This window comes from Caulobacter sp. DWR3-1-2, from assembly GCF_049896225.1.
Taxonomy (GTDB): domain Bacteria; phylum Pseudomonadota; class Alphaproteobacteria; order Caulobacterales; family Caulobacteraceae; genus Caulobacter.
Genome location: NZ_JAFCTW010000001.1, coordinates 104037 through 117338 on the forward strand (window position 1 = coordinate 104037; position 13302 = coordinate 117338).

The following is a 13302-nucleotide window of genomic DNA, read 5'->3' on the forward strand; positions in this document are numbered from 1 at the left end:
GCCTTTGGCGCGCCCTCGAGGCTGGCGGCTGGCGCGCCGGATCGGCCGACCTACGACCATGGTCGTAATGGTGAGCGCCCCGCTTGTCTGACAGCTTCCTGCCTAGGCCATCGCAGATGGACTCAACGAAAAACGGGAGGCTGCAGGGATGAGTGCTTTAGGTCGGAAACGAGGGGCGTCACCCTTCCTGAACGTGTTGCTCGCGACGAGCGCGATCGCGATGGTCGTATCGGCTGGAACGGCCAGCGCGCAGGCGTCAGCTGGCCCCGCATCGCCCGAACCAGAGGCCACGGCCTTGACCGAGATTGTCGTCACCGGCTCGCGGATTCGATCCACCGGCTTCACCGCCCCGACGCCGACCCAGGCGCTGGGCCAAGCGGACCTCGAGCGCAATGCCGAACCGAACGTCTTCACGACCATCGCTCAACTGCCCTCCCTGCAGGGCTCGACCGGCGCGACCACGGGCACGTTCAGCACATCGAGCGGCGCGCAGGGCCTGAGCTCGTTCTCGCTGCGCGGCCTGGGCACCATCCGGACCCTGACCCTGCTGGACGGCCAGCGCGTGGTGCCGGCTAACATCACGGGCGTGCCCGACATCAGCCTCTTCCCGCAACTGCTGGTTCAGCGCGTCGATGTGGTGACCGGCGGCGCCTCGGCCTCATACGGCTCCGACGCGGTCGGCGGGGTGGTCAACTTCATCACCGACAAGCACTTCGAAGGCTTCAAGGCCAATGTCTCGGCCGGGCAGACCACCTATGGCGACGACAAGCAGGTCGTGCTGCAACTGGCGGCGGGCAAGGCGTTCCTGAACGATCGCCTGCACGTCCAGGTCAGCGGCGAATATGACGACGAGGACGGCGTGCCGGCCGGCGGCTTCGGTGAAGACGCGCCGGGCAGTCGCGACTGGTACACCACCGCGACCCTGGTCAATCGCGGGGTCACCAATGACGGCTCGCCACAGTACCTCTATCGCGAGCACGCCCAAGCCTATCAGTACACCAAGTATGGCCTGATCAGCGCCGGGCCGTTGCAGGGCACCGCCTTCGACCAGGCCGGCAACCCGTTCCAGTTCCAGTACGGCTCCAACGGCGTGCCGTCCAAGGCCGCGAACGGCGCGGTCGTCGGCTGCTATTCGTCCGGCGGCTTCTGCGTCGGCGGTGACCTGTCGGGCAATGTCGGCATCGGCACGTCGCTGCAGTCCGAAATCAAGCGGATGAACAGCTATGGCCGCGTCGCCTACGACATCGACGACAATAACGAGATCTACGGAACGCTGAACATCGCCCGCGTCGAGAGCAGCAATCAGCCCAATCCGGGCGGGGCCACCACCGGCCTTACGATGCAGTGCTCCAACCCCTATCTGCCGGCTTCGGTCGTGGCCGCCTGCGCGGCCAACAACATCACCAGCTTCACCTTCGGCACCAGCAACGCCCTGCTGCCCAATAATATCGCGGTTCATCCCACGCGGACGCAATATCGCGGCGTGATCGGCGCCGACGGCAAGTTCGCCGCCTTCGGTTCGGATTGGCACTACGACGCCTATTACACGCACGGCGAGAACACCACCAACATCCACGTCAACAACATCATGTTGACCCCGCGCTACAGGGCGGCCATCCAGGCCACCCTGGTCAACGGCCAGATCGTGTGTTCCGACCCCGTCGCCCGCGCCAATGGCTGCGCGCCGATCAACGTCTTCGGCGGCCAGCGGCCCAGCGACGCGGCGCTCAAGTACATCGAGCCCGAGAACGGCCCGCACCAGCATTCGGTCCAGAAGCAGGACGTCGCCAGCATCAACTTCAGCGGTGAGCCCATTCAAGGCTGGGCGGGACCGGTGGCTGTGGCCTTGGGCGGCGAATATCGCCGCGAGGCCTACCACGTCCAGGGCGACCCATATGGCGACGGCTCGGCGGCCTCGCCCTATAGCACTGAATATCCGGCGGATCCGTTGCTCAATAAGGCGGGCAACAACTGGTACGCGGGGAACTATCACTCTGGCGCCGGCAAATACAGCGTCAAGGAAGCCTATCTGGAAGTAAACCTTCCTCTGGTGAACTCGGACGCAGCGGGCAAGGCCAACCTGAACGCTGCCGGCCGCTGGACCGACTACAGCACCTCGGGCACTGTCTATACCTGGAAGGTAGGCGGAACCTGGGACACCCCCGTCGACGGCGTCCGCCTGCGGGCCGTCACCTCGCGTGACGTGCGCGCGCCCAACCTTTCGGAGCTCTTCGCGGCCCCGGTCACCACCACGATACCCAACTTCACCATTCCCACGTCGACGACGCCGCCACCAGGCCAGCCCTCGGGCCCCGGCGCGCTGCTGGTTCTCCAGAACGTGGTCGGCAATGCAAACTTGAAGCCCGAGATCGCCAAGAACACCAGCCTCGGTGTGGTGCTGTCGAACCCCCAATGGCTGCCGGGCTTCAGCGTCTCGGTTGACTGGTACAACATCGTGCTGAACGGCGGCATTTCCAGCCTGAGCGCTCAGCAGGTGGTCAATTTCTGCTATGCGGGTGTGACGCAGTATTGCAGCAGCTTCAACTTCGCCCCGCCGGCCGGGACGACTGCCTACGTTAACTCACAGACGTTCAACCTGGCCTCGATCAAGACCAGCGGCTTCGACATCGAGGCCAGCTACCGGTTCGAACTGCCAAGCGTGCCGGGCCGTTTCGACCTACGCGCCCTGGCGACCAACACCCACAAGTTCGTCACCAATCAAGGCATCCCCAACGGCTCCGTCGTCAATACCGCGGGCCAAAACTCCGGGGCCACGCCAGACTGGAAGGTGCTCGCCGTCCAGAGTTGGAGCTCGGACCGGTTCATGCTCAGCCTGCAGGAGCGCTGGTTCAGCGACGGCGTCATCGGCGGCCAGTACATCGAGTGCGCCGCCGGCAGCTGTCCGGTGGGTAGAACCGTGGCGGTGAACAACAACTATCCGACCATCGACTACAACCAGATGAAGGGCGCCACCTATGTCGACGTGAGCGGCTCCTACAAGGTGACGAAGGATCTGCAGGCCTATTTCAAGGTCGCCAATCTCCTGAACCGGGATCCGACGCCTTCCCCTCAGACCAACACGGGTCTCGACGCCAATCCGGCGCTCTATGACCTGCTGGGGCGGTTCTATCACGTGGGCCTGCGCTACAGCTTCTAGCCCACGCCTGGCGCCTTGCCGCGGTTCGGTTCAAAAACCGGGTCGCGGCAAGTACGCCGGATCAAGGATCGCAGTGTTGGCAGACGTGAAGGTTGTCCATTGAACAGGCCAGACCGCGCCCGAGGCGCCACCATCGTCGATGTGGCGCGACTGGCCGGCGTCTCGCGCATGACCGTGTCGCGAGTCATCAATGACGTCACCAGCGTGCGTGAAGAGACGCGCCTGGCGGTCCTGGCCGCGCTCCAGGAACTCAACTACGAACCGAACCTCGCCGCCCGCAATCTCGTCATGGCCGGCGAACTGCGGATCGGGGTGATCTATGCCAATCCCAGCGCCGCGTTTATGAGCGACTTCCTGATCGGCGTGTTCGAGGAGGCCACCAACGCCGGAGCGCGGCTGATCCTGGTGCGAGGTGAAAGCGGCCAAGCCTTGTCGACCCACGAGTTGCAAAGACTGCTGGGGTCAGGCCTCCACGGCGTGGTCCTGACGCCGCCCCTAGGAGAATCCGCCGTCTTGCGCGATATCCTCCGCGCCGCCCATCTCCCGGTCGCGGTGGTCGCCGCGGGACGCCCGCCGAGCGACGCGATCAGCGTCCGAATCGACGACCGCCGCGCCAGCCAGGCCATGGCCCAGCTTCTGCTGGATCTTGGCCATCGGAGGATCGGCTTCATCACCGGAAACCCTGACCAGACCGCCAGCGCCGAGCGCCTCGAAGGCGCTCGCGCGGCGATCGCCGCAGTCGAGGGGGGCGAACTCCTCCTCGCCCAAGGGGCGTTCACCTACGTTTCGGGTCTGCGCGCCGCGGAGGAGCTGCTGGACAACAACCCACCGCCCACCGCGATCTTCGCCAGCAACGACGACATGGCCGCTGCGGCCGTGTCGGTGGCCCACCGCCGCCATCTCGACGTGCCACGCGACCTGACCGTGGTCGGGTTCGATGACACGACCGTGGCCACCACGCTCTGGCCGCCGCTCACCACAGTGCGCCAGCCCGTGCGGCAGATGGCGGCGGTGGCCCTAGAGCGGCTGATGCGCGCCTTGCGATCGGCCGAGCCTTCGGCCGAAGCCTCTGCGGATTACGTTCTGGACCACACGCTGATCGAGCGTCAGTCCACAGCTCCGCCACAACGCACCCAGGTCGCGGGCGCGAAAACCCATGAGAGGTCATCGCATGCCTGATCCGGCTCTCGACATCGAGCGCGCCACCGTGGGGCGGGTGACCAAGCGGCTGATGCCGCTGTTTTGCCTGATGTACCTGATCGCCTATATCGACCGGCAGAACGTATCCTACGCCAAGCTCGACATGGTCCACGCACTGGGCCTCACCGAGGCGGTCTACGGCTTTGGCGCGTCGCTGTTTTTCATTGGCTACTTCCTGTTCGAGGCGCCGTCGAACCTGATCCTCGCCCGGATAGGCGCCCGCGTCTGGTTCGCGCGGATCATGTTTACCTGGGGCCTGGTCACCCTGGCCCTCGGGTTCACCCAAAACGCGACGATGTTTTATGTCCTGCGGTTCCTGCTCGGAGTCACCGAGGCAGGGTTCTTCCCAGGTGTGCTCTACGTCCTGACCCTTTGGTATCCGCAGGCTCATCGCGCCCGGATGGTGGGTTTGTTCATGATCGCCAGCGCCGTAGCCAACGCGGTCGGGGCGGTCCTGGGCGGCCTTTTGCTGGACCTGGACGGGACCTTGGGATTGGCGGGCTGGCAGTGGGTGTTCCTGGTCACCGGCGTTCCGGCCGTGCTGCTGGCGCCCTATGTGCTGTGGCGCCTGCCCGATGGTCCGACCCAGGCCCGTTGGCTGCCGGAAGGCGAGAGGGTCTGGCTGGCCAAGGTGCTGGACGCCGAGCGGGGCGGGGCGGTTGACGACCATCGCGGCGCCTGGAAGGCAATCTTCGACCCTCGCGTTCTAATGCTGGCAGGACTCTATATCGGCATGCCGCTGGGGGCCTATGGCCTGAGCTACTGGCTGCCGACCATCGTCAAGTCGTTCGGCGTTTCCAACAGCGTCAATGGGTTGATCAATGTCGTCCCCTGGCTGCTGGTCGCCGTGGCCCTCTGGCTGGTGCCGCGCCACGCCGCCCGACATGGCGCCAGCGCCTGGCACATCGCCGGACCCTGCCTGCTGGGCGCATTGGCCTTGGTCCTGAGCGTGATCGTGCCCGGCGCGACGCTGAAGTTCGCGATGCTATGCCTCGCCGCGCCGGCGATCTTCGCGGCCCAACCGGTGTTCTGGAGCCTGCCGCCAAGCTTTCTCAGCGGGCCGCGGGCGGCGGCCGGTATCGCGGCGATCAATGCGATCGGTAATCTTGGCGGCTTCATCGCCCAGAACCTCGTGCCGATGGTGCGAGATGCGACGGGCAGCATCCTCGCGCCGATGCTGGCCCTTGCCGCCGTGCTGGTGGTGACCAGCGTGCTGGTCTTCTACGCCATGGCGCGGCTGGACAAGGCGCGGGCGAGGGCCGCGTGACCCGCCTAACGCTTAGTCCGTCGTCCGGTCGCGAGGCGCGAAGGCCGGTCGATCGATCGACACGACGTGGACCCACGCCATGAGCCGAAAGATCCGAAACCTTCGCTGGTGGATGATTGGGCTCGTGATGCTGGGGGCGGTGATCAACTATCTCGCGCGCAGCACCCTCGGCGTGGCCGCGCCCTCGGTGCTGGCCGAGCTGCAGATCGGCCCAAAGGAATATTCCTGGATCACGGGCGCCTTCCAACTGGGCGTCATGCTGCAGCCTCTCTGCGGCTATGTGCTCGACTCCATCGGCCTGAAGCTCGGCTTCGCGCTGTTCGCCACTGCCTGGTCGGTCATCACCATGGCCCATGGCCTGGCCGGCAGTTGGCAGGCGCTTTTGGGACTCCGCGGGGCGTTGGGCGTCGCCGAGGGCTGCGCGCATCCGGCGGGCATGAAGGCGGTCTCGACCTGGTTTCCGGCTCGGGAGCGCGGCTTGGCCGGCGGGGTCTACAACATCGGCGCCTCGATGGGCTCGGTGCTGGCGCCGCCCTTGGTGGCCTGGTCGATCCTGGTCTGGGACTGGCGCGCGGCCTTCGTGGTGGCCGGCGGCCTGGGGTTGGCCTGGGTGGTGCTTTGGCTCTTCACCTATCAGGCGCCTGACAAGCACAAGGCGCTGTCCGACGCCGAGCACGATTTGATCACCGCCGGCCAGGAGAGCCATCTTGAGGACACCGGGACGCGGCCCTCGATGCTCAGTCTCCTTGGCCAGCGCAATTTCTGGGGCATCGCCCTGCCGAGGTTCCTGGCCGACCCGACCTGGGGCACCCTGTCGTTCTGGATCCCGCTGTACCTGGTCACGGTCCGGCATTTCGAGTTGAAGCAGATCGCCCTGTTCGCCTGGCTGCCCTTCGTGGCGGCCGACCTGGGCTGCCTGTTTGGCCCCATGGCGGTGCTGTTCCTGCAGAGGCGCGGGGTCAGCCTGATCAACGCCCGGCGTGGGGCCTTCACGCTGGGCGCGTTGCTGATGACCAGCATGATGTTCGTCGGGCGAGTTGAAAGCCCCTATGTCGCCATCGCCCTGCTGTGCCTGGGCGGCTTTGCGCATCAGACCCTGTCGGTGACGGTGATCACCCTGTCGTCGGACCTGTTCCGCCGCAACGCGGTGGCGACCGTCGCCGGCATGGCCGGGTTCTTCGCCAATCTGGGGGTGCTGATCTTCTCATTGCTGATTGGAAGCCTGGTCGCCACGGTCGGCTATGATCCGTTCTTCGTCGCCCTGGGCGTTCTGGACCTGGCAGGCGCGACGCTGCTGTGGATCCTGGTTCGCGACCCGGGCGCGTCGCCAACCTCCAAGCCCGTTACCGTTTCCGCCCTATAGAGCGTCCCATGCCGCAAGCCGCGATCTCGAACCCAATCCTTCGGGGTTTCAATCCCGACCCCTCGATCGTGCGGGTGGGCGAGGACTACTACATCGCCACCTCGACCTTCGAGTGGTTCCCCGGCGTTCAGATCCATCATTCGCGAGACCTCGTGAACTGGCGGCTGCTGACCCGACCTCTGACCCGGCCAAGCCAGCTGAACATGCTGGGCGCGCCCGACAGCTGCGGGGTCTGGGCGCCGTGCCTGACCCATGCCGATGGTCGGTTCTGGCTGATCTATACCGACGTCAAGCGCTATGGCCGCACCACGGTGTCGGGAGCCTCGGGCGCCAGCCTACGCGATTTCCACAACTATCTTGTCACCGCCGACAACATCGAAGGGCCGTGGTCCGACCCGGTGTTCCTAAACAGCAGCGGCTTCGACCCGTCGCTGTTTCATGACGACGATGGCCGAAAGTGGCTGCTCAACATGCTGTGGGACCATCGGCCGAACCGCAACCACTTCGCGGGCATCGTGGCCCAGGAATATGACCCGACGGCGCAGGTGCTCGTCGGCGCGCGCAAGCTAATCTTTCCCGGCACGGCGCTAGGCCTGACCGAGGCGCCGCATCTCTACAAACGGGGCGGATGGTATCATCTGGTCACGGCCGAGGGGGGCACGGGCTTTGGTCACGCGGTGACCATGGCTCGGTCACGCGCGCTTCAAGGGCCCTATGCGCTGCATCCCGACGGACCAGTCCTGACCGCTCGGGATCGGCCGCACGCGGCGCTGCAGAGGGCAGGGCACGCCGACCTGGTCGAGGCGTCCGATGGTCAGACCTGGATGGTTTACCTCTGCGGCCGCCCCTTGCCCAATCGTGGGCGCTGCACGCTCGGACGAGAGACTGCAATCCAGCCGATGGTCTGGGGCGCCGACGGCTGGCTGCGCACGCGCGACGGGTCGAGCGAACCCGAACTAGCTCCGCCCGGACCGGGCCTGCCGCCCGCGCCGTTCCCGCTGGACCCCACCCGGACGGTCTTCGACGCTCCGACATTGCCGATCGACTTCCAGTGGCTGCGTTCGCCGTTCCCAGATGAGCTGTTCAGCCTGACCGCGCGCGCCGGTTGGCTACGCCTGTTCGGTCGCGAGACGATCGGCAGCCAGTATCGCCAGGCCTTGGTCGCCCGCCGCCAGCAGGCCCACTGTTACTCCGCCCAGACGGTGTTGGACTTCGTTCCCGAGCATTTCCAGCAGGCGGCGGGGCTGATCTGCTATTACGGCGCCAACAAGTTCCATTATCTTTACGTGTCACGCGACGACGAGCACGGGCGCCACATCCAGGTGATGTCGGCTCTGCCCGACAGCCCCCAAGCCGACGCCTTCACCATGCCTATTCCACTGCCCGAGGCGAGCCTTGTCCACCTGCGGGTCGAGGTCGATTTCGAGCACCTGCGCTTCGCCTTCAGCCTGGACGGCGAGGCATGGACCTGGCTGCAGGAGGTGTTCGACGCCTCGACCCTGTCGGACGAAGCCACCGCCCCGGGCGCGCCCAACTTCACCGGCGCCTTCGTCGGCATGGCCTGTCAAGATCTTGCGGGCACGGCGCGGTCAGCCGATTTCGACAGCTTCGAATATGTTGAGCGGGCTTATCGGACCTAGGCGAGCCGCAAAGGGAAACCTGACGAGGCCGCTTCTTGGTGCTCATTGACGTCATGGCCGGCGACGCAAGGCGGCGCCGGCCATCTGTCTAGGGCATTTCCCGACCTGACTGCGTCAGGCCGTGAGCTCTAATCTTTTGTTTTGACGCATTTTTCTTCACGCGAATCGGCACCACTTCGCTCGAAAAATGCTCTAGCGTTGCTTCGCAAGCCACCTGATCCCGCTTAGTTGCCGCGGAGAAGCTGCACCACTCTCGCGCGAATTCGGCCGTAGTTGGCGGGCGCGAGCGGACCGATAAGACCCCGGCGCTCTGGCGGCAAGTGGCTGACGGGATGACCGTTTTCGCGGAAGACGTAGTGCTCGAAGAGCGCCTTCAATGCTCGACGTTCTTCCAGCGGTCTTTCGCTCACGGCGATCATCGACAGGAGGAGGCTGGTGTAAGGCGAGTCCGGCCCCGCGGCGAAGGCGTCCCACCAGTAGTTTACCGAGCCGTTGAACGGCGCCGTCGCCTCGACCTGATGCCACCACAGTTTGGGCAGATAGAGCGCGTCGCCGGCGTGCAACTCCGTGATCAGCGCCTGGTCGCGCACCCCCGGCGAACCGGCGGAACCGCGCGTTGTCCGGCGGCGACGAAGCGGCCAGACTGACTGGCTGGCCGGCCATGGTGTTGTCGATGGGACCGACATAGAGCTCGCCGATCAACTCCGGCGGATAGAGGGTGAAACGCCTTGCCCCGGCCACCACGCAGGCCAGATTGTCCAAGGTGTCGTAGTGGGAGGAGACGTTGGAGGCATGGCCCAGCCAAATCCGCTGGCCGGTTGTCCGGCCCAGCAACGGCATGGGGTTCTGGCTTGAGAAGCCTGGGACAGGCTCATGCGCCGATGCTCGAAATTGAAGCCCGCCAAGTCGTCGCTGTAGTAATACTTTCCAGCGATCTGAGGCGCCCCGACAAAGGCCTCCATCGGGGCGCCGGTGTCGAATCTGGAAACATGGTCGCGGAAAGCCGCCGGCGATCGCGCGCCGGCCTCAACGACCGGCCAGTCGGCGACGAGGCCGCGCAGCACCACCGGGCGACAGGGCTCGATACGCTGGGTAAGAACCTCCGCCTCGCCCAGGAACCGAGACGCCAGCGCCTGCGCCGCGACAGTGTTGAAGGGTTCGACCTCGGTGCGGAAACCCATGCCATAAAGGATGTACTGGTAGCTCGAGGCAGGAAACACCTCGTCCAGCCGGTCAAACTCGTCGAGAAATCCCGGCGACTGGTACTTCCAGAGGCGCAGCAATTTCTGCAGACGCTCAGGGATGCTCGCCGGATCGACATTGTCGCGCCAGAACGCGCTGTCGGTCCGCTTCGTCAGCACATAGTGCAGCTTGAGGAAGTCGATGATCCGGCCCCAACGACGTCGCCCGCCTGCGAAGTCGTGATGCTGGCGATGTCGCCCGTTTCGCTCAGATTAACCCGTTCGACATCGGCCAACACATGACGCACGCCAAGCTTTTCCGTGCAGTGCTTCTGCAGGAACGGCGCGAATTTGCCGGCGTCCAGGTGGTAGGCGTAGTTGGCCATGCCCTGGTATTCGGGCGTGGTGATAGTCTTGGGCGCCAGGCCCTCGTCGCAGAGCGCGCCTTGAGGGCAGACCGCCTGGTCGAACGTCCGGCCACGGCTATCGGCCAGCCAATGCGGCGCCAGGTTCACCTGGCCGTGCACCGTCCGATTTGCAGCGGCTTACCGACATCTTTTCGCCTACCGGCGTTCCGCAGAGGTAGCGGTAAGATTGAAAATTCGATGCGGTCAAGAGTTGCGAACCGCCAAAGTCTATTTGTAGGAGTATTTTTTGAGACGCTGCGGTCGCCCGTAAGGTCACGCTAAGGGTGGTTTTCGGCCATCGAGGCGTTCAATCGCATCCCATAGGCGCCGTTCAGCTCCGTATCGATCGGCGACGACGCTACAGGTCGCGTCAATCACCATGGTTTCGCGACGCTGCAGCTCGTAGGGCGGCCAAGCTGGCTGATCTGGGGCCGATGGCCGGCCGTCGCGCGCGAACGACGCCCAAAAGGCGCTGGTGTTGCGGGCAGCTTGGACGCGGTCGGGACGGCTCCCAGCCAGGGTGTCGGGCGGGCCGACCGTGTTGAACACCAGCGGTATGTCACTGGCGTGCATCGCGCCGAGTTCATAGTCGGTGCCCGGCGCCTTGATGTTCGAACGATAGGCCAGGTTGTAATAATAAACCGGCGCTCCGCCCTGAGCGGCCTTGCGTTCGGCCGTGACGATCGAGCCCGCGCCCATGTTGCGTTCGCTTCCGATGGCCAGATAAAGGTCGGTGTCTGACGCGCCGGGGCGGCTGGCGCGGTAGGTGTCGATGATCTGGTCGGCCCGTTCACCGAAGCCTGCGGTCATCCGCGATTTGAGCCCGGCCGCGTCGAGAGAGAAGGCCGCGGTGTCATTGCCTTTCCAGGCGAAAAACGCCGCCTCGTTGTCGAGCCAACCGACGATCAGCGGCTTGTCGCGCGCGCTAACCGGGGCGCTTGGATCAAAAGGATGGTGCGGGAGGAGGGCTCCGTCCACCAGGGGGCCGTAGCAGCCGGGGCCTACCGCCTGGATGCCCCGCCAACCTTCAGGGTTCGTTCGAGTCGCACGCTTGGCCAAAGCGTCCTGAGCTTGCAGCAGCCGAGGGGCAGGAACCTCGAGCAGGCGCCGCCAATCGGTCGAGGCCAAGCCCAGTTCGTCCAGCAGCATGCGGGTGGTCTGGTCGGCGGCCTCGGTCGTGCCGATCCGCACCGCTGGACCACTCTGGATCGCGGCCTTGGCGAACAGCGGCGCGACCGAAGGCATGGCGTAGAGGCATGCGGTCTTGGCCCCGCCTCCGGACTCGCCAAAGATCATGACATTGTCCGGATCGCCGCCGAAGGCGGTGATGTTGCGGGCGACCCATTTCAGCGCCAGGACGATGTCTGACAGGCCCTGATTGCCCGAGCCGGCATAGGGCTCTCCGCCCAATCCACCGAGATAGAGATAGCCCAACAGGCCCAGACGGTGATTGGTCGCGACGACGATGACGTCGTGGTCGCGCGCCAGTTGGCCGCCGTCCTGCGCCGCGCTGCCAGCCGAACCGGTCGTGTAGCCGCCGCCGTGGCTGTAGAACATCACGGGACGGCGCCGCCCGCCGCCGGCGGGTTTCCAGATATTGAGCACCAGGCAGTTTTCGTCGGGCGCAGGCTCGTTCAGTCCATAGACGGTATCGGGGTGTTGCAAGGAGGGCGGGCCAAGCCGGGTCGCATCGTGCACGCCGGCCCAGGGCTTGGCGGCGGTGGCGGGCAGGAAACGCGCCGCGCCAGAAACACTGGCGCCGTAGGGCACGCCGCGGAACACGTCGACTCCGTCGGACCGTGAGCCTCGCAACCGGCCCTCCGCCGTCTCGATGATCACCGCCTCGGGCATGGTCGCGGCGCCCAGAAGGTAGGGCGCCGCGACCATGCCGGCGCTGGCGATGAGAAGGCGTCGACGGTCGAGGCTAGGCCTGAACAAATTATGTGTCATGGCGGAAGGCTCCGTTTCAGAGGCTGAGATCGACAGAATCTTCGGCCTTCGCCGCACCCTGCCGACCATTGAGCGGCGGCCCGGGTCTGACTGGAAACGGCCCCGTCCGCAGTCTTGTTCAGGCGTGTGCCGTCAGCGCTTGCGATCCAGCAGCCCATGCATGCCGATCCAGCGGACATAGGCGTCGAACCAGCCGGTGCTGGTCGTGGTTTTCGGGTACATGCCAAAGCCGTGCCCGCCCTGCTCATAAAGGTGGAATTCGACCGGCCGCTTGGCCGCCTTCCAACTGTCGATCAGGCCAAAACCGCTGTTGGCGAAGAACGGATCGTCGGCGGCCAAGGCGACGAACATCGGCGGCGCATCGGCCGGAACCGCGACTGGAGACAGCGGGCCGTAGATGATCCCGATGAAGGCCGGCTTGGCGTCATCGCCCGCCAAGGTGGTCGCCAAGGTCAGCATGGCGCCGGCCGAAAAGCCGATCATGCCGACCCGGTCGGGATCGATCCGCCACTCGGCCGCGCGGCCACGGACCAGTGCGAAGGCCGAGCGGGAATCGGCGATCTGCGGGGCCAGGCCCGCCATCGCCGCCTCGGGGCTCGGTCGCGGCCCCTTCGCGGTCGCCGAAAACATCTCGCTCATGGAGCGCTCGAACCCGGGCATGTCCGCGGGCGTTGGGTTGAGCCGGTATTTCAGCACGAAGGCCGCCACGCCCTTGTCGGCGAGTGCGCGCGCGACATCCCAGCCCTCGTTCTCCATCGACAGCGTGCGAAAGCCGCCGCCGGGCGCGACGATCACGGCCGCGCCGGTCGCCTTGGTGGGATCGGGGAGGAACGGGGTGAGGGTGGCGACCGTGACGTTGCGGGCGAAGAGGCTTTTGTACTGGCTGTGCCAGGCCTCCGGCGCGGTCGCTCCAGGCAGGGGGCCGGTGTCCAAAACGATGGCTTTCGGCTGGGCGGGGATGGCGGTGGGCGTCATCCGGTCGTCCTGCGCCTGAGCGCCGGTGGCAAGACTGCAGGCGAGCGCCACGCCGATCGCGGCCAGGCGCGCGCGCAAGGGTTGGGACGGGCGTCCGGATGCTGTTGAGCGGATGGATTGCATGCTGTTTCTCCCTGTCATGGCGTGTTGTCGTGCTGGGCT

Annotated in this window: 9 protein-coding genes and 1 pseudogene; 5 read left to right on the plus strand and 5 right to left on the minus strand. The window is 65.7% G+C overall.

Annotated features, from left to right (window positions below; genetic code table 11):
* The first annotated feature begins 148 nt into the window (after positions 1 to 148).
* From ACP696_RS00615 to ACP696_RS00635, 5 genes are all read left to right on the plus strand, one after another.
* On the plus strand, positions 149 to 3157 hold the full coding sequence (locus ACP696_RS00615; protein WP_426011722.1) for a TonB-dependent receptor plug domain-containing protein: 3009 nt from the start codon (positions 149 to 151) through the stop codon (positions 3155 to 3157).
* A 99-nt stretch (positions 3158 to 3256) separates the two neighbouring features.
* Complete coding sequence (locus ACP696_RS00620) at positions 3257 to 4336, plus strand: LacI family DNA-binding transcriptional regulator (protein WP_426011721.1); 1080 nt, start codon at positions 3257 to 3259, stop codon at positions 4334 to 4336.
* Entirely contained in the window at positions 4329 to 5624 is a 1296-nt protein-coding gene (locus ACP696_RS00625) for an MFS transporter (RefSeq protein WP_426011720.1), read from the plus strand. The genes ACP696_RS00620 and ACP696_RS00625 overlap by 8 nt, the downstream gene beginning before the upstream one ends.
* Before the next feature lie 79 nt (positions 5625 to 5703).
* The gene (locus ACP696_RS00630; RefSeq protein WP_426011719.1) at positions 5704 to 6987 is read left to right on the plus strand and encodes an MFS transporter; all 1284 of its coding nucleotides are present in this window, start codon (positions 5704 to 5706) and stop codon (positions 6985 to 6987) included.
* Positions 6988 to 6995: 8 nt separating this feature from the next.
* Positions 6996 to 8627: a glycoside hydrolase family 43 protein gene (locus tag ACP696_RS00635; protein WP_426011718.1), complete on the plus strand. Its 1632-nt coding sequence runs from the start codon at positions 6996 to 6998 to the stop codon at positions 8625 to 8627.
* Between the two features lie 224 nt (positions 8628 to 8851).
* Here ACP696_RS00635 and ACP696_RS00640 read toward each other — a convergent pair whose 3' ends face one another.
* From ACP696_RS00640 to ACP696_RS00660, 5 genes and pseudogenes are all read right to left on the minus strand, one after another.
* A complete protein-coding gene (locus ACP696_RS00640; RefSeq protein ID WP_426011840.1) occupies positions 8852 to 9217 on the minus strand; it encodes a cupin-like domain-containing protein in 366 nt (121 codons plus the stop codon).
* Positions 9218 to 9281: 64 nt separating this feature from the next.
* Positions 9282 to 9988: pseudogene (locus tag ACP696_RS00645) on the minus strand (cupin-like domain-containing protein); the annotation flags it as partial.
* Complete coding sequence (locus tag ACP696_RS00650) at positions 9982 to 10335, minus strand: tryptophan 7-halogenase (protein ID WP_426011717.1); 354 nt, start codon at positions 10333 to 10335, stop codon at positions 9982 to 9984. The pseudogene ACP696_RS00645 and the gene ACP696_RS00650, both read right to left, overlap by 7 nt.
* A 153-nt stretch (positions 10336 to 10488) precedes the next feature.
* Positions 10489 to 12165, minus strand: coding sequence for a carboxylesterase/lipase family protein (locus tag ACP696_RS00655; protein WP_426011716.1), 1677 nt, complete (start codon positions 12163 to 12165; stop codon positions 10489 to 10491).
* A gap of 132 nt (positions 12166 to 12297) precedes the next feature.
* The gene (locus ACP696_RS00660) at positions 12298 to 13263 is read right to left on the minus strand and encodes an alpha/beta hydrolase (protein WP_426011715.1); all 966 of its coding nucleotides are present in this window, start codon (positions 13261 to 13263) and stop codon (positions 12298 to 12300) included.
* Positions 13264 to 13302: the final 39 nt, after the last annotated feature.